This is a genomic window from Acidovorax sp. SRB_24 (genome assembly GCF_012931925.1).
The window spans coordinates 1-15,463 of record NZ_MWOM01000083.1; the positions used below are offsets into that span (position 1 = coordinate 1).

Sequence of the window (15,463 nt, forward strand, 5' to 3'; positions counted from 1 at the left end):
TGCGCGCGGCCGTGGTAGGCCTGCAGGCCGGCAAAGCGCAGCCGCGCATGGCGCGCCACGGCCTGGGCCAGTGCCACTGCGGGTGCGCCGGGCGGCACGCCGCAGCGGCCCTGGCCGACGTCGATCTCGACGAACACATCGATGCCGGCGCCGCTGCCGGCCTGGTCCATCGCCGCTGCCAGGCGCGCAATGCCCTCCAGGCTGTCCACCGCCAGGGCCAGGTGCCCGCCCTGCGCCGCCAGCTGCGCGGCCAGGCGCGCCACGCGCAGCAGCTTGTGCGGCGCGATGACCTCGTTGCTGATGAAGATGTCGCGCACGCCGCCTGCGGCCAGGGCCTCGGCTTCGGCGGTTTTCTGCACGCAGGCGCCGGTGGCGCCGGCGCGCTGCAGCAGCAAGGCGATTTCGGCGCTCTTGTGCATCTTGGCGTGCGGGCGCCAGCGCACCCGGTGCTGGCGCGCAAAGCCGGCCATGCGCTCGATGTTGCGCTCCATCGCGTCGAGGTCGACGACCAGCGCGGGCGTGTCGATGGCGTCCACGCCCTGGCCCAGGCAGGTGCGCAGCGCGTCAGGTAAGGGTTTCATCGCGGCTGGCCTGGTCGAGGTGCTGGGTGTCGGCCCAGCCGACCAGCGTCAGGCCGTCCGGCGTCCAGAGCAGGCGGTTGATGGCGGCGTTGGTCAGCTGCCAGGTGCGCGGCGCCTGCAGCTCCTGGCCCGTGGCCAGGCGGTAGAGCACGTCGAGCACGCCGCCGTGCGCCACCATCACCACCAGCTCGCCGCAGTGCCGCGCGGCCAGGCGCTGCACGGTGGCGGCGATGCGCGCGCGCAGCGCGGTCAGCGACTCGCCGCCTTCGGGCGCGAAGTGCGGGTCGCGCTTGCGCCAGCGCCGCGCCTGCTCGGGCAGCTCGGCCTCGATCTCGGCGAAGGTGCGGCCCTGCAGCTCGCCAAAGCTGCGCTCGCGCAGGCCGGGTTCGGGCGTCAGCGGCGCGCCCGTGGTCTCGGCCACGGCCTGGGCCGTGGCGTGCGCGCGCTGCAGGTCGCTGGCATAGATGGCGCCCACGGGCTCGCCCGCCAGCGCCAGACCGAGCTGGCGCGCCTGCCACAGGCCGGTGTCGTTGAGCGGGATGTCGAGGTGGCCCTGGATGCGCGTGTCTACGTTCCAGGCGGTTTCGCCGTGGCGCACGGCAATGATGCGGGTGGCGTCCATCAGCGTGGGATCTCTACATTGATGCGGCGCGGCCCGGGCGGCGGCAGCGGAAAGCCGCTGAGCGCGGCGTCGAACATGGCCCCGAAGACGGCCGGGTCGTCGCTCCAGAGCCCTTCGTGCACCGCATGGGTTTCGTAGGCCACGTTGCCGCTGGCGGCCTCGCGCAGCACCAGGCCGACCTCGCGGCGGTACAGCGTGGACGGCGGAAAGCGCATCGACAGGCCGCCATAGAAGCCGCGCCCGCCCCAGCCCAGGCCGCCCCAGCCCCACCCGGGGTCGTACCAGTCGGGCGACAGCTGGCGCTCGGTGCGGGCGTAGACCTGCGCGCGGTAAAACGGCGCGGTGGCATCGAAGCGCAGGCCCACCTTGGACATCGCCTGCGTGGCCTGGGCCTCGATGGCCGATTGCTGGGCGTCCTGGACTTGCTGCGAGGGCAGGCGCTCGAAGCGGTAGGTGGGCGTGGCGGGCAGGGCGGCCAGGCGCGAGAACGACTGCACGTCGCTGTCGACCAGGCGCTGGCTGGCGCAGCCGGCGAGCGCCAGCGCCGCGCACAGCAGGGGCCATCGGATCCATTTCATGGCAGCTCCTTGGGTGGAAGGGGTGGACGCCGCGGCGCTGGTCTCAGGTGATGCGTACCACCTGCACGCCGGGCAGGCCCGGCGCGGCGGCAAACTCCTCGGTGTCGAAGGCCTTGTCGCCGTTCTCGTCGGCGATGCCGGTGGCGCGCGCGCCCTTGAAATCGTACAGCGCACCGTCGAGCAGGTGGCTCGGCACCACGTTCTGCAACGCGTTGAACATGTTTTCGACGCGGCCGGGGAATCTCTTCTCCCAGTCGCGCAGCATCTCGCCGACCTGCTTGCGCTGCAGGTTCTCCTGGCTGCCGCAGAGGTTGCACGGAATGATGGGGAAGTTGCGGTGCTGCGACCAGCGCTGCGTGTCCTTTTCGGCGACGAAGGCGAGCGGGCGGATCACGACATGGCGGCCGTCGTCGCTGACCAGCTTGGGCGGCATGCTCTTCATCTTGCCGCCAAAGAACATGTTGAGCAGCAGCGTCTGCAGGATGTCGTCGCGGTGGTGGCCGAGCGCTATTTTTGTGGCGCCAAGCTCGTCGGCCACGCGGTACAAAATGCCGCGGCGCAGCCGGCTGCACAGGCTGCAGGTGGTCTTGCCCTCGGGGATCAGGCGCTTGACGATGCTGTAGGTGTCCTCGTTCTCGATGTGGAACGGCACGCCGGTGCTGGCCAGGTATTCGGGCAGCACATGCTCGGGAAAGCCGGGCTGCTTCTGGTCGAGGTTGACCGCGATCAGGTCGAAGTGGATCGGCGCGCGGGCCTTGAGCTTGAGCAGGATGTCGAGCAGGGTGTAGCTGTCCTTGCCGCCCGACATGCAGACCATGACCTTGTCGCCGTCCTCGATCATGTTGTAGTGCACGACGGCGCGGCCGACCTCGCGGCACAGGCGCTTCTCGAGCTTGTGCGTTTCGCGCTCGATCTTGAAGTCGGCCGCCGGGCGCGCGGGCGCTGCGGCGTCTTCGCCCGTCCAGGCGCTGGTCTCCAAGCTGGTTTGGGTTGCGTTCATGTTGTTCACCACTGTCCTGTTTGCATGCGGATCGCTACTTCGCAGTCGTCAAAAATTTCAAGCTTGGCGATTTTCACGCGCACGCCCAGCACGCCGGGCAACTGCATCAGCCGCTGGGCCAGCTTGCCGATCAGGCTCTCGAGCAGGTTCACATGCTCGGCCGTGCACTCGTCGATGATGATCTGGCGCACGCGCCGGTAGTCGAGCACATGGCCGATGTCGTCGTCGCGCGGCGCCAGCGGCTGCACGCCCAGGCTCAGTTCGGCGTCGACCTGGATCGGTTGCGGGGCGTTTTTCTCGTGCGCCAGGATGCCCAGGTTGGCGTCGAAGCGCAGCCCGGTCAGGGTCAGGGTCTGGTTGCCAATGGCTTGGTTCATGGATTGTAGGGTGAGCCTGTGCTCACATCATGGAGAAGTCGCGGTCAAACTTCATCAGGTGCTGGCCGCCGTCGACCAGCAAGGTCGTGCCCGTGACCGAGCGGTTTTCGAGCGCAAAGCGCACGGCATGGGCCACATCGTCAGCCGTGGATGAGCGCCCGAGCGGGCTGAGCGCATGCAGCGCGGCGAACTTTTCGTCGCTCAGCAGGTGGCTGGTCAGCGTCAGGCCGGGCGCCACGCCGACCACCCGCACGCGCGGCGCGAGCGCCAGCGCCAGCATCGTGCCGGCGGCTTCGAGCGCGGCCTTGGACAATGTGTAGCTGACGAAATCGGGGTTCTGGTTCCACAGCTTCTGGTCGAGCAGGTTGACTACGGCGCCGTGCGCGCCGTCCTCGCCCGCGTCGGCGCGCGCCTGCAGGTGCGCGTGCAGCGCCTGCGCCAGCACGATGGGCGCGCCGGTGTTGCTGCGCAGGTGCTGCTCCATCGCGGCAAAGCCGAAGCTGGCGGCGTCGTCGTGCGCAAACAGCGAGGCGCTGTTGACTACGGCGTCGACGGCACCAAAGTGCGCCACCACGCGCGGCAGCAGCGCACGCACGGCGGCCTCGTCCTCGAAGTTGGCATCAAAATGGGCGCTGGCGCCCGACAGCTCTGCGCAGGCAGCTACCGTATCGATAGCGTCCCGCGCGGACGCCCGGTAGTGCACCGCCACCTGCCAGCCGCCGGCGGCCAGGGCCAGCGCAATGCTGCGGCCCAGGCGCCGGGCGGCGCCGGTCACCAGGACGGTGCGCGGACGGGAGGGTTCGGACATTCGGAGGGACAATGCGTGCCGTGACGAAAGAACCAACAAGTTTAACGACCGCCCTGCAAGCCCACATCGCGCAGGCCATTGCAGCGCGCGGCGGCTGGATCGGCTTTGACCGTTTCATGGCGCTGGCCTTGTACACGCCGGGCCTAGGCTACTACGCCGGCGAGCTGCCCAAGTTCGGCGCCATGCCGGGCTCGGGCAGCGACTTTGTGACCGCCCCCGAGCTCACGCCGCTGTTCGGCCAGACGCTGGCGGCGCAGGTGGGCGAGGCGCTTGCGCACACCGGCACCGACGAGGTCTGGGAGTTCGGCGCGGGCTCGGGCGCGCTCGCGCTGCAGCTGCTCGACGCGCTGGGCGGCGCGGTGCGCCGCTACACCATCGTCGACCTGTCGGGCAGCCTGCGCGCGCGCCAGCAGGCGCTGCTGGCCGCGCACGCCGACAAGCTGCGCTGGGTGGACGCGCTGCCGGACGCCTTCGAGGGCGTGGTCGTCGGCAACGAGGTGCTCGATGCCATGCCGGTCAAGCTGCTCGCGCGCCACGGCGGCGCGCAGGGCGGCGTCTGGCACGAGCGCGGCGTGGCCTGGCGGGACGGCGCCTTTGCCTGGGCAGACCGGCCCACCGATCTGCGCCCGCCGGTCGAGATCGAGGGCCCGCACGACTACCTGACCGAGGTCCATCCGCAGGCGGAGGCCTTCCTCCACACGCTGGGCGATCGCCTCACGCGCGGCGCGGCGTTCTTCCTCGACTACGGCTTTGGCGAGGGCGAGTACTACCACCCGCAGCGCCACATGGGCACGGTGATGTGCCACCGCGCGCACCAGGCGGACGACAACCCGCTGGCCGACGTAGGCCTCAAGGACATCACCGCCCACGTCAACTTCACCGCCATGGCGCTGGCCGCGCAAGACCAGGCCCTGCCCCCAGGCCAGGGCTGGAGCGTGCTCGGCTACACGACGCAGGCGCACTTCCTCATCAACTGCGGCTTGCTCCCAAAAATGGAGCTGCAACCGCTGGCCCAGCGGACGCTGGCGGCCAAATTGATCATGGAGCATGAGATGGGCGAGCTGTTCAAGGTGCTGGCGCTGTGCAAGGGCGAGCCCTGGGACGCTCTGGGCTTTGCGCACGGCGACCGCACGCACCGGCTGTGAAATGAAACGACAACCCCCTGAGGCGCTTCGCGCCTTCCCCCTTCCTTCGCATTGCTGCGCAAAGCGGGAAGGGGGACGCCGCCAGCGCTGCGGGGCGGCCCTTGCGCGGCGGATGCTGGCCTGGCCGCGCCTGTTTCAAGCGCTGCGGGTGGCGCGCAGCGCAATGGACCACTGAGATGATCCGCTGGCTCATCGTCGTCTTTCTGGCGCTGGTGCTGATCAACGGCCTCACGCCGTGGCTGCGCCGCCTCGGGCTGGGGCGGCTGCCGGGGGATTTTCACTTTCGCCTGTTCGGCCGCGACTGGTTCATTCCGCTGGCGAGCACGGTGCTGCTGAGCTTGCTGCTGAGCTTGGCGGTGAAGTGGCTCTAGCGCCGAGAAAATGCGGGGGCGGCGCCGCGGCACGTCAGGCAGAGGCGTGCGCAAGGGCGTCCGCGCCGGCATGCGCGACCCGGTTGCGCCCGCCGTGCTTGGCGCCATAGAGCGCGGCATCGGTCTCGTTCATCCAGTCGCGCAGCTGTGCATGCTGCGGCCCGGCCTGGGCCACGCCGATGCTGCCCGTCAGGCGCAGCTGGGGCAGCGCGTGCAGGCGCAATGCCTGCACGCGCTCGCGGATGCGCTGGGCGATGGCCAGCGCCTCGTCGGGCGTGGTGCGGCGGCAGACCACGGCGAATTCGTCGCCGCCGTAGCGGCCCGCGCAGTCCTGGGCGCGCACGCAGTCGCGGATGATGCGGCCCACGGCGCCGATCACCTCATCGCCCACGGTGTGGCCATGGATGTCGTTGACCGGCTTGAAATGGTCGATGTCGATCATCAGCAGGCACGCGGGCTCGCCGCTGGCCTGGGCGTGGCGCAGCGCCGCTTCTGCCTGCTCCTGCCAGTGGTTGCGCGCGTACAGGCCGGTCTGGGCGTCGAGCTGCCGCAGTGCTTCGAGCTGGCGGTTCTGCCGCGAGACGGTGCGGATCAGCCGGTAGCTGGCCATGCTGGTAGCGAGCGTGTGGACGACGAGCAAAGGCAGCGTGCACGCCACCACCGTGAGCGGGCTCTCCAGCCAGGGTGCGGGTTGCGTGACCAGGGTGGCGAGCGCGCCCACGCCCAGCATGCCGGGCAGCGAATGCAGCCACAGGCGCTTGATGCCGGTGCTGATCTTGTCATAGGTGGTGACCGCCACCAGCACCGTGCTGGGCAGCAGGTTGAAGTGCATCAGCGGCACCCACAGACCGACGATGGCCGAGTCGACCAGCAGGTTGCGCACTTCCGCGCGGTAGGGGTCCGCACTGCGGCGCGCCAGCAGGTAGGCCAGGTGCGGCCACAGCAGCGTTGCCACCAGCAGCGCCCAGTGCGGTGCCGGGGCCTGCAGCTCGCGCAGCACACTGCCCACGAGCAGCGCGCCCAGCCCCATGCCCAGCACGCGCAGCGGGTAGATATGGCGTGGGATGCGCTGGCGCGGTGCGGGCGCGGTGTCCTGCGTGGCGGTGGGGAGCGGGTCGGGCATGGTGCGCAGGCGGAAGTGGTTGCTGTTTGTAACACTTGTGCGCAGAGTTGTCACTGCGTCCCGTCTCCGCGCTGGGCCAGGCGCTGGCGCAGCTGCGCCACCTCTTCGATCAGGTCGGCGGTCAGCGCGGCCAGGTAGGGGTCGGCGTCAAACGTCGCCTCGAGTTGCGCGATGCGGCGTGCGCGCACCAGCGTGGTGCCCGTGAAATGCCATTCGCCCGTGCCCGGCGAGGCGACTTCGATCACGCCGGCCTCGACGCGCGCGCTCACCCAGTCCGGGTGGCGGCGGCAGGCGCGCGCCAGCTCTTCGCGCGTGAGCGCATGCTCGTCCAGCAGCTCGCCCAGTTGCACGGGGAGGTGGAATGCGTGGGTCATGGTCAGGCTCCTTCGGCGCGGTGGTTCTGGCGCGGATTGAAGTGCGGGAAGGCCTTGGCCAGCGCGGCATAGGCGGCGCGCGCGCTGTCGCTGTCGGCCGGGGGCTGGGCGATGTCGAGCTCCAGGTACAGGTCGCCCGGCGGCGTCGATGGGATGCCGCGGCCTTTGAGGCGCAGCTTGCGGCCGGGCCGCGAGTGCGCGGGCACGCTCACCTCCACGGGGCCGGTGGGCGTCAGCACTTCGACGCTGGCGCCCAGTGCGGCCTCCCAGGGCGCCAGGGGCAGGGGCTGGTAGACGTCGCGGCCCTCGGCGCGCCAGGGCCCGCCCGGCGTGAAATGCACTTCGAGGAACAGGTTGCCCGCGGGCGCGCCGCCGGTGCCGGGGCTGCCCTGGCCGACCAAGCGGATCAGCTGGCCTTCGCGCACGCCTTTGGGGATCTTGACCTGCAGGCTGCGCTCGTCGGGCACCAGATGGCCGTGGGCGTCCAGGTGCGCGCCGCGCAGGTGGATGGTGCGCTCGGCACCGTGGTAGGCGTCGCGCAGGTCCAGTTCGATCTTGGCGTGGTGGTCGCTGCCCGGCTCGGCATGCCGTCCATCGCCGCCATGCGTACGGTGGCCGCGCTGGGCGTGCTGGGCGCGCGCGGCGCGGCCAAACAGCTGCTCGAAGAAGTCGCTGAAGTCGCCCGCGTCGCCCGCAGTGCCGTCGTCCGAGAACTCGAAGCCCGCGTCCCAGTTGGGCGGCGGCCGGAAATCGCGGCCCCCATGCGCCGCCTGCGCCGCCTGGGCGCCCAGGTTGTCGTAGGCGGCGCGCCTTTCGGGGTCGGAGAGTACGGCGTTGGCCTCGTTGACCTCGCTCATGTGCTGGGCGGCGTGGGGCTCTTTGCTCACGTCCGGGTGGTACTTGCGGGCGAGCTTGCGGTAGGCCTTCTTGATGTCTTCGGCGCTCGCGTTCTTGGCGACGCCGAGAACCTGGTAGTAGTCCTTGAACTCCATGCCGGTGCTCCTGTCCGTGGGCTGCCTGCACTCTACGCGATTGCCGGGGCGCGGCAAGCGTTTCGCTAGGCATGCGAGGGCGGAGGCATTGGATGCTATTTATTTAATAGCTATTTGCGCTTGCTGATAAAGCGTTTGGGTGGTTTTTCATGCCAAAGGCACGCGCGGATCGAACTTGGCCCGCCGGGTGCTGAAGAACGCGCGCACATTGCGCACGTTGGCGTCGCTGGTGAAGAGCCGCTGCGCCAGCGCCAGGTAGGCGGGCATGTCGCGCGTGTGCGTGACCAGCACGAAGTCGGGACCGGGCGAGACGCGCCAGCATTGCTGCACGGCCGCGTCCTGCACGGCGCGCGCCTCGAACGCATCGAGCAGTTCGACGCCCTGGCGCTCCAGCGTGATCTCCACGATCGCCTGCAGACCATGGCCCACCAGCGCCGCCACGCGCTCGGGCTGCAGCAGGGCCACCTGGCGCTCGATCAGGCCGGCGGCGTGCAGGCGTTTGACGCGGCGCAGGCAGGTGGGCGGCGAGACATGCACGCGCGCGGCCAGCGCTTGGTTGCTTTGCGCGGCGTCGTTTTGCAGCAGGTCCAGCAGCAACAGGTCGGTGGCATCAAGATCAAAAAATTCATTCATGTGATTTTTATAGATTTTAATTTCATGAGTGCTATTTTATGGAATATAAGTTCATTTATATACAAATATCAATCGGATATTTCTGAGTGCTGCGCCTACCATGGCACCACTTTCCACCGGAGATTTCTTATGTGCGGCATCGTCGGCGCGGTTTCAGCGCGCAATATCGTCCCCATCCTCGTCCAGGGTCTGCAGCGCCTCGAATACCGGGGCTACGACTCGTGCGGCGTGGCGGTGCACATGGCCAGCCTGGGCGCGGGCGGCGGTGGCCTGCAGCGCGCACGCAGCACGGCACGCGTGGCCGAGCTGCTGGAACAGGTGCAAACCACGCCCGTCGAAGGCGCGACCGGCATTGCCCACACCCGCTGGGCCACGCACGGTGCGCCCGTGGAGTGCAACGCCCACCCGCATTTCAGCTATGGCGCCGGCGCGGACACCGAGCCCGCTGGCGCCGCCGCAGGCCGCGTGGCCGTGGTGCACAACGGCATCATCGAAAACTTTGAAGCGCTGCGCACCCATTTGCGCGGGCGCGGCTACGTGTTCGCCAGCCAGACCGACACCGAGGTCATTGCCCACCTGGTGGATAGCCTCTACAGCGGCGACTTGTTCGAGGCAGTGCAGGCCGCCGTGGCGCAACTGCACGGCGCGTTTGCGATTGCGGTGATGCACAAAGACGAGCCGCACCGCGTGGTCGGCGCGCGCGCCGGCTCGCCCCTCATCCTGGGCGTGGGCCAGGATGGCAAGGAGCATTTCCTGGCCAGCGACGCCATGGCCCTGGCCGGCGTGACCGACCAGATCGTCTACCTCGAAGAAGGCGACCTGGTGGACCTGCAGTTGGGCCGCTACTGGGTGGTGGGGCGCGATGGCCGCTCGCTCGCGCCCGCGCAGCGCCCGGTGCGCACCGTGCACGCGCACAGCGGCGCGGCCGAACTCGGGCCCTACCGCCACTACATGCAAAAGGAGATCTTCGAGCAGCCGCGCGCCATTGGCGACACGCTCGAAGGCGTGGTCGGCATCGTGCCCGAGCTGTTTGGCGACGGCGCCTACCGGGTCTTCCAGGAGATCGACTCGGTGCTCATCCTGGCCTGCGGCACCAGTTACTACAGCGGCTGCACGGCCAAGTACTGGCTGGAGTCCATCGCCAAGCTACCGACCCAGGTCGAGGTGGCCAGCGAATACCGCTACCGCGAATCGGTGCCCAACCCGCGCACGCTGGTGGTGACCATCAGCCAGTCGGGCGAAACTGCCGACACGCTGGCCGCGCTGCGCCACGCGCAGGGCCTGGGCATGCAGCACACGCTGACCATCTGCAATGTCGCCACCAGCGCCATGGTGCGGGAGTGCAAGCTGGCCTACATCACGCGCGCCGGCGTCGAGATCGGCGTGGCCAGCACCAAGGCCTTCACCACGCAGCTGGCGGGTCTGTTCTTGCTGACGCTGGCGCTGGCGCAGGCCAAGGGGCGCCTGAGCGAAGCGCAAGAGGCCGAACACCTCAAGGCCATGCGCCGCCTGCCCGTGGCGTTGCAGGCCGTGCTGGCGCTGGAGCCCCAGATCATCAGCTGGGCCGAAGACTTTGCCCGCAAGGAAAACGCCCTGTTCCTGGGCCGCGGCCTGCACTACCCGATCGCGCTCGAAGGCGCGCTCAAGCTCAAGGAAATCAGCTACATCCATGCCGAGGCCTATCCGGCTGGCGAGCTCAAGCATGGCCCGCTGGCGCTGGTGACCAGCGCCATGCCCGTGGTCACGGTGGCGCCCAACGATACGCTGCTGAAAAAGCTCGAAAGCAACATGCAGGAGGTGCGCGCGCGCGGCGGAGTGCTCTATGTGCTTGCCGACGCCGACACGCGCATCGACAGCAGCGAAGGCGTCCACGTCATCCGCATGCCCGACCACTACGGCCCGCTCAGCCCCTTGCTGCACGTGGTGCCGCTGCAGCTGCTGGCCTACCACACGGCCTGCGCGCGCGGAACGGATGTGGACAAGCCCCGCAACCTCGCGAAAAGCGTCACGGTGGAGTAGCGTGGGGTGATGCAGCAAGGGCTATTCCGGGTAATTAAAGTCGTAAACATGCAAATAAAGTCGTAAACAAGCCTCTAGCATCCATGCGGGTTTGCGGGCAGGTGATTTGTAACCGTAAAGTCGTAAACACAGATCCAGTTGATTCTTGGGTGGATTGAATGCGAGCCTTGCTTCCTTAGGCTATGCAACGATTGCTACAGAAGAAAGAGCGCTCTAGTGGAGCGCTCTTTTTTGTTGGTGAAAGGCCAATCGTTTTTCGTCATGGGCAGCCTGTTGGAGCTGTGGTGACCGCATCAGGCTGATCTGAGTCATTCACGATCGACCTCGCGAATGACCGCTGCGATCGGCGCCGGCCATACTTCGTTGCATAACGGCATTCAATGAGTAAGCGTCATGCCGGTCTAGTGCTGGACATACCGAGTTATGCTGAAACATGTCCATTGGTACAGAGTGGCACCAACTATCCAATCAGATTCCATGGCCCCGAAGAAGCCCAAGAAACCAAAGCCATCCACCGCTGCAACTCCTGCAACAGCGCCGGCGGAAGGTGAACGCCGAGCACTCCGTGGATATGTCGGCCAGTATGAGCGGGCGGGCGCTGCCATCTACGCAGCGCTCGAGCGCGACGAGCTGCTCTGGATTGGCGTCGCCGACCGCAACGCGGGCATTGCCGACGACCTTGTACTCGGCTTCGATGGATTGGTGGTCGGCCACCAGTTCAAGACGTCCAAGTTCCCGGTTACCTTCACCGTTGAGACGCTGTTTACTGGCGCCAACGGCCTCTGGAAGCCCTTGGTTCATGCTTGGCAGTGCCTGCGAATGGACAACCCGGGAAGTCGTGTCGAGATTCGCTTGGTCGTCAACGACTTTCCATCGACTACCGACAAGCCAGGCGACGGCACGCGGCCCCACAGCGCGGCATTTCTTGAAGAGTTCCAGCAGCAACCGAATCGGTCGCTGGTGGATTGGTACACGCCGGAATGGAGCCGACTGATCGATCGTCTGCGGCGCGAAGCCGGTCTGAGCGATGGCAAATTCGAACAGTTCTTGCACAGCCTCCGTGTGGTGTACGGAGCTGCGGCGGACTTCATCCAATCGCACAAGCTGAACGCCGAGCAGGCGCGACAGGCATCCGAGATTGCCAACGTGCTGCCCAAGCTGGTCGCCGATGCACGCGACAAGGACAGGTGGACGCGTGACGAGCTGCTTCGTGAGCTTGGCTGGCGCGATCCGGCCAAGACGCTGCTCATCCACCGGTTTCCGGTCGGAGCCTACGTACAGCGCAACCGCGACACCGAGCTCAAGCTGCTGGCCGCGCTGCATGCCGCCGACCAGGGCTACGTTTCGCTCATAGGCCCACCTGGCTCCGGGAAATCCACCCTGTTGCAGGTCGCGCTGGCCACTGAAGCAAATGTCCGGCTCGTCCGCTACCTGGCGTACGTACCGGGCGCTGCCCAGGGCGTAGGTCGCGGAGAGGCCGACAACTTTCTGACCGATGTGGGCACGCAGCTGCGCAACAGCGGATTGATTGGACTGCGTCTTCGAGATGATTCGCTGCATGAGCGCCGCGAACAGTTCGGCGTCCTGGTGCGGCAGGCTGGGGAACGCTTCGACCGCGACGGGATCCGAACAATCATCGTCGTGGACGGGCTCGACCATGTGCCTCGCGAAGAGCGGCCGACCAATTCGCTGCTGGGCGAGTTGCCTCTTCCCGCGGCCATTCCAAACGGGGTCGTGTTCGTCCTCGGCACGCAGCGGCTGGATCTCGCAAATCTGAAGCCCGCCGTTAGGGAGCAGGCGGAGAAGAGCGAACGGCTGGTTCTCATGGGCCCTCTCGGCCGCGAGGAGGTCGCCCGGATGGCGGATGCGCTTGGCCTGCCTGCCAACATTCCGCGATTGGAGCTGAGCAACCTTACGCATGGCCACCCGCTGGCGACACGCTACTTGATTCAGGCGCTCTTGCACGCGGACGAAGCCGGCCGCAAGCACCTGCTCAGTGGCGGGATGCCGTTCGACGGCGATATTGAGACCGTGTACACCGCCGCCTGGCGCGAGATCGCAAGCGACGGCGATGCTATGGACGTGCTGGGCTTCATCGCCCGGGCCGAGGCGCCCATGAACCTGCAACTGCTGGCCACGGTGGTCAAGGAGTCCGCGATTGAGCGCGCCTTGGTCGTTGCCCGGCACCTGCTTCGCGGTTCACCCCAGGGGTGGAGCGTCTTCCACAACAGCTTCAGGCTGTTCGTAATCGCTCAACCGCGGACCCGCCTCGGGAGCATCGACGCCGAGTACTCGCAGCGTGTGTATCGCAACCTTGCCCAGTTGGCGAAGAACGCGCCTGTTGATTTCCACGCAGAAGTGACCCACTAACCCCCAGGATTTCCATCTAAATCTGATCCACGTACTAACCCTAACCTGCTGCTTTGTTAAGCAGCAGGAGACCAGGAGTGATAGACGTGGCAACACTGAGTGTCATCAGGCGCTGGGCCCTGCGAGAGCAGCTGTCCATCCGGGAGATCGCCCGCCGCACGGGCCTCTCGCGCAACACCATCCGCAAGTACCTGCGCGCTGGCGAGGCCGAGCCGCACTATGCCAAGCGGATCAGTCCATCCAAGCTCGATCCCTTCGCCTTGAAGCTCGCCGGCTGGCTCAAGACGGAAGCTGGCCGATCCCGCAAGCAGCGGCGCACCGTCAAGCAGATGTACGTGGATCTGCAGGCCCTGGGCTATCCGGGCTCCTACAACCGCGTTGCGGCCTTTGCCCGCCTCTGGCACGAGCAGCGCCTTTTGGCCCAGCAGACCACTGGCCGCGGCACCTTCGTGCCCCTGGCCTTCGGCCCGGGTGAGGCCTTCCAGTTCGACTGGAGCGAGGACTGGGCTTTTCTCGCCGGCGTGCGCACCAAGCTGCAGGTAGCCCACTTCAAGCTCAGCCACAGCCGAGCGTTCTACCTGCGCGCCTACCCACTGCAGACGCACGAGATGCTGTTCGATGCCCACAACCATGCATTCGCAGTCCTGGGTGGCGTGCCCCGTCGTGGCATCTACGACAACATGCGCACCGCCGTAGACCGGGTGCGCCGTGGCAAGGAGCGCGACGTTAATGCGCGCTTTGCGGCCATGGTCAGCCACTTCCTGTTCGAGGCAGAGTTCTGCAACCCCGCTTCTGGCTGGGAGAAGGGCCAGGTGGAGAAGAACGTGCGCGATGCCCGCCATCGCCTGTGGCAGGTGGTGCCGCCATTCGCAAGCCTGCCCGATCTCAATGCCTGGCTTGAAGAGCGCTGCGTGGCGCTGTGGCACGCGATCGAGCACGGCAAGCTGCCGGGCACCGTCGCGGATGTCTGGGCTCAAGAGAAGGCAGCCTTGATGCCGATGCCCCGGCCCTTCGATGGCTTTGTGGAGCACACCAAGCGAGTCTCGCCCACCTGCCTGGTCCACTTCGAGCGCAATCGCTACAGCGTCCCGGCGCCGTATGCCAATCGGCCGGTGAGCCTGCGGGTCTACGCGGATCGCCTGGTGATTGCCGCCGAAGGCCAGATCGTGTGCGAGCACCAGCGCCTGATCGAGCGTAACCACCATGGTGCGGGTCAGACCGTGTACGACTGGCGCCACTACCTGGCAGTGCTGCAGCGCAAGCCCGGCGCCTTGCGCAATGGAGCTCCCTTCCTGGAACTGCCAGCGGCCTTCAAGCGACTGCAGGCCACCTTGCTCAAGCAACCCGGCGGCGACCGGGAGATGGTGGAGGTACTGGCACTGGTGCTGCACCACGACGAACAGGCTGTGCTCGCTGCAGTGGAGCTGGCCCTGGAGTCGGGAGCTGCCAGCAAGACCCACATCCTGAACGTGCTGCACCGCCTGCTGGATGGTAAGCCCGCTCCAGCACCGGTCACATCGCCGCAGGCCCTCAAGCTGGCGGTGGAACCCCAGGCCAATGTGCTTCGCTACGACCAATTGAGGGAGGTGCGCTATGCGTCATGACCCTGCCATCGCTTCCATCGTGATCATGCTGCGCGAGCTCAAGATGCATGGCATGGCCCAGGCTGTTGCGGAACTGGCCGAACAAGGCGCTCCGGCCTTCGAGGCCGCCCAGCCGATCCTGTCCCAGCTGCTCAAGGCTGAGACCGCCGAGCGGGAAGTGCGCTCGGTGGCCTACCAGTTGAAGGTGGCCAGGTTCCCTGCGTACCGAGACCTGGCTGGCTTTGACTTCGGCCACAGCGAGGTGAACGAAGCTCTGGTGCGGCAGTTGCATCGGTGCGAGTTCCTGGAGAACGCTAACAATGTGGTGCTGGTGGGTGGGCCGGGTACGGGCAAGACCCACATCGCCACAGCCCTCGGGGTGCAAGCCATTGAGCACCATCGTCGCAGGGTGCGGTTCTTCTCCACCGTGGAGTTGGTCAATGCATTGGAGGAGGAGAAGGCCAACGGCAAGAGCGGACAGTTGGCCCACCGCCTGGCCTACGCTGACTTGGTGATCCTCGATGAACTGGGTTACCTGCCGTTCAGTGCTTCAGGGGGCGCGTTGCTGTTCCATCTGTTGTCCAAACTGTACGAGCGCACCAGCGTCGTGATCACCACCAACCTGAGCTTCAGCGAATGGGCCAGTGTGTTCGGAGACGCGAAGATGACCACGGCCCTGCTGGACCGGCTCACGCATCACTGCCATATTCTGGAGACCGGCAACGATAGCTTCCGGTTCAAGAACAGCTCGGCACAACAACCACCACAGACCACCAAGAAGGAGAAGACAGCCAAGAACTTATCCACAACGTGAGCATCGAGTTCACGCAAAAGGGTGGGTCAGATCGCGATGGAAATGGTGGGTCAGGTTTGCGTGGAAATCAACA

Annotated in this window: 16 protein-coding genes; 6 read left to right on the forward strand and 10 right to left on the reverse strand. The window is 67.0% G+C overall.

Features of this window, described 5'->3' with window-relative positions; translation table 11 throughout:
- The 6 genes from B2J89_RS18870 to B2J89_RS18895 form a co-directional block, all read right to left on the reverse strand.
- Positions 1-581, reverse strand: a 581-nt coding sequence (locus B2J89_RS18870; RefSeq protein WP_205763876.1) for an alanine racemase, incomplete at its 3' end; no start/stop codon positions are given.
- On the reverse strand, positions 565-1,203 hold the full coding sequence (locus B2J89_RS18875; RefSeq protein ID WP_169170280.1) for a histidine phosphatase family protein: 639 nt from the start codon (positions 1,201-1,203) through the stop codon (positions 565-567). The genes B2J89_RS18875 and B2J89_RS18870, both read right to left, overlap by 17 nt.
- Positions 1,203-1,781, reverse strand: coding sequence for a DUF4136 domain-containing protein (locus B2J89_RS18880; RefSeq protein ID WP_169170281.1), 579 nt, complete (start codon positions 1,779-1,781; stop codon positions 1,203-1,205). The genes B2J89_RS18875 and B2J89_RS18880 overlap by 1 nt, the downstream gene beginning before the upstream one ends.
- A gap of 43 nt (positions 1,782-1,824) precedes the next feature.
- Complete coding sequence (ttcA, locus tag B2J89_RS18885; RefSeq protein ID WP_169170282.1) at positions 1,825-2,781, reverse strand: tRNA 2-thiocytidine(32) synthetase TtcA; 957 nt, start codon at positions 2,779-2,781, stop codon at positions 1,825-1,827.
- A 5-nt stretch (positions 2,782-2,786) separates the two neighbouring features.
- The gene (locus B2J89_RS18890; RefSeq protein WP_169170283.1) at positions 2,787-3,158 is read right to left on the reverse strand and encodes a dihydroneopterin aldolase; all 372 of its coding nucleotides are present in this window, start codon (positions 3,156-3,158) and stop codon (positions 2,787-2,789) included.
- A 22-nt stretch (positions 3,159-3,180) separates the two neighbouring features.
- A complete protein-coding gene (locus tag B2J89_RS18895; protein WP_169170284.1) occupies positions 3,181-3,966 on the reverse strand; it encodes an SDR family oxidoreductase in 786 nt (261 codons plus the stop codon).
- 11 nt (positions 3,967-3,977) lie between these two features.
- Here B2J89_RS18895 and B2J89_RS18900 point away from each other — a divergent pair, with 11 nt between their 5' ends.
- Together B2J89_RS18900 and B2J89_RS18905 are read left to right on the forward strand one after the other, a co-directional pair.
- Complete coding sequence (locus B2J89_RS18900; RefSeq protein ID WP_169170285.1) at positions 3,978-5,111, forward strand: class I SAM-dependent methyltransferase; 1,134 nt, start codon at positions 3,978-3,980, stop codon at positions 5,109-5,111.
- 176 nt (positions 5,112-5,287) lie between these two features.
- Positions 5,288-5,482: a DUF2905 domain-containing protein gene (locus B2J89_RS18905; protein ID WP_169170286.1), complete on the forward strand. Its 195-nt coding sequence runs from the start codon at positions 5,288-5,290 to the stop codon at positions 5,480-5,482.
- 34 nt (positions 5,483-5,516) lie between these two features.
- Here the strand turns inward: B2J89_RS18905 and B2J89_RS18910 are convergent, their stop codons facing one another.
- From B2J89_RS18910 to B2J89_RS18925, 4 genes are all read right to left on the reverse strand, one after another.
- Positions 5,517-6,605: a diguanylate cyclase gene (locus B2J89_RS18910; RefSeq protein ID WP_169170287.1), complete on the reverse strand. Its 1,089-nt coding sequence runs from the start codon at positions 6,603-6,605 to the stop codon at positions 5,517-5,519.
- 50 nt (positions 6,606-6,655) lie between these two features.
- Positions 6,656-6,979 carry a MerR family transcriptional regulator gene (locus B2J89_RS18915; protein ID WP_169170288.1) on the reverse strand — a complete coding sequence of 108 codons (324 nt, stop codon included), beginning with the start codon at positions 6,977-6,979 and terminating at the stop codon, positions 6,656-6,658.
- A 2-nt stretch (positions 6,980-6,981) separates the two neighbouring features.
- Complete coding sequence (locus B2J89_RS18920; protein ID WP_169170289.1) at positions 6,982-7,971, reverse strand: DnaJ C-terminal domain-containing protein; 990 nt, start codon at positions 7,969-7,971, stop codon at positions 6,982-6,984.
- A 147-nt stretch (positions 7,972-8,118) separates the two neighbouring features.
- On the reverse strand, positions 8,119-8,604 hold the full coding sequence (locus B2J89_RS18925) for an Lrp/AsnC family transcriptional regulator (protein ID WP_169170290.1): 486 nt from the start codon (positions 8,602-8,604) through the stop codon (positions 8,119-8,121).
- 129 nt (positions 8,605-8,733) lie between these two features.
- Here B2J89_RS18925 and glmS point away from each other — a divergent pair, with 129 nt between their 5' ends.
- The 4 genes from glmS to istB all read left to right on the forward strand — a co-directional run bounded on the left by glmS (position 8,734) and on the right by istB (position 15,390).
- Positions 8,734-10,623 (forward strand): glutamine--fructose-6-phosphate transaminase (isomerizing), encoded by a 1,890-nt coding sequence (gene glmS / locus B2J89_RS18930; RefSeq protein WP_169170291.1) that lies wholly within the window; start codon positions 8,734-8,736, stop codon positions 10,621-10,623.
- Between the two features lie 477 nt (positions 10,624-11,100).
- Positions 11,101-12,993 (forward strand): hypothetical protein, encoded by a 1,893-nt coding sequence (locus B2J89_RS18935; RefSeq protein WP_206042936.1) that lies wholly within the window; start codon positions 11,101-11,103, stop codon positions 12,991-12,993.
- Between the two features lie 77 nt (positions 12,994-13,070).
- Positions 13,071-14,597 carry an IS21 family transposase gene (gene istA / locus B2J89_RS18940; protein ID WP_169167869.1) on the forward strand — a complete coding sequence of 509 codons (1,527 nt, stop codon included), beginning with the start codon at positions 13,071-13,073 and terminating at the stop codon, positions 14,595-14,597.
- A complete protein-coding gene (gene istB / locus B2J89_RS18945) occupies positions 14,587-15,390 on the forward strand; it encodes an IS21-like element ISThsp10 family helper ATPase IstB (RefSeq protein ID WP_169167868.1) in 804 nt (267 codons plus the stop codon). The genes istA and istB overlap by 11 nt, the downstream gene beginning before the upstream one ends.
- The last annotated feature ends 73 nt before the right edge of the window (positions 15,391-15,463 follow it).

Bases quoted from the DNA above. Each gene is read 5' to 3' on its own strand.
- B2J89_RS18875 (WP_169170280.1), bottom strand. From the start codon at position 1,203: ATGGACGCCACCCGCATCATTGCCGTGCGCCACGGCGAAACCGCCTGG.
- B2J89_RS18880 (WP_169170281.1), bottom strand. From the start codon at position 1,781: ATGAAATGGATCCGATGGCCCCTGCTGTGCGCGGCGCTGGCGCTCGCC.
- ttcA (WP_169170282.1), bottom strand. From the start codon at position 2,781: ATGAACGCAACCCAAACCAGCTTGGAGACCAGCGCCTGGACGGGCGAA.
- B2J89_RS18890 (WP_169170283.1), bottom strand. From the start codon at position 3,158: ATGAACCAAGCCATTGGCAACCAGACCCTGACCCTGACCGGGCTGCGC.
- B2J89_RS18895 (WP_169170284.1), bottom strand. From the start codon at position 3,966: ATGTCCGAACCCTCCCGTCCGCGCACCGTCCTGGTGACCGGCGCCGCC.
- B2J89_RS18900 (WP_169170285.1), top strand. From the start codon at position 3,978: ATGCGTGCCGTGACGAAAGAACCAACAAGTTTAACGACCGCCCTGCAA.
- B2J89_RS18905 (WP_169170286.1), top strand. From the start codon at position 5,288: ATGATCCGCTGGCTCATCGTCGTCTTTCTGGCGCTGGTGCTGATCAAC.
- B2J89_RS18910 (WP_169170287.1), bottom strand. From the start codon at position 6,605: ATGCCCGACCCGCTCCCCACCGCCACGCAGGACACCGCGCCCGCACCG.
- B2J89_RS18915 (WP_169170288.1), bottom strand. From the start codon at position 6,979: ATGACCCACGCATTCCACCTCCCCGTGCAACTGGGCGAGCTGCTGGAC.
- B2J89_RS18920 (WP_169170289.1), bottom strand. From the start codon at position 7,971: ATGGAGTTCAAGGACTACTACCAGGTTCTCGGCGTCGCCAAGAACGCG.
- B2J89_RS18925 (WP_169170290.1), bottom strand. From the start codon at position 8,604: ATGAATGAATTTTTTGATCTTGATGCCACCGACCTGTTGCTGCTGGAC.
- glmS (WP_169170291.1), top strand. From the start codon at position 8,734: ATGTGCGGCATCGTCGGCGCGGTTTCAGCGCGCAATATCGTCCCCATC.
- B2J89_RS18935 (WP_206042936.1), top strand. From the start codon at position 11,101: ATGGCCCCGAAGAAGCCCAAGAAACCAAAGCCATCCACCGCTGCAACT.
- istB (WP_169167868.1), top strand. From the start codon at position 14,587: ATGCGTCATGACCCTGCCATCGCTTCCATCGTGATCATGCTGCGCGAG.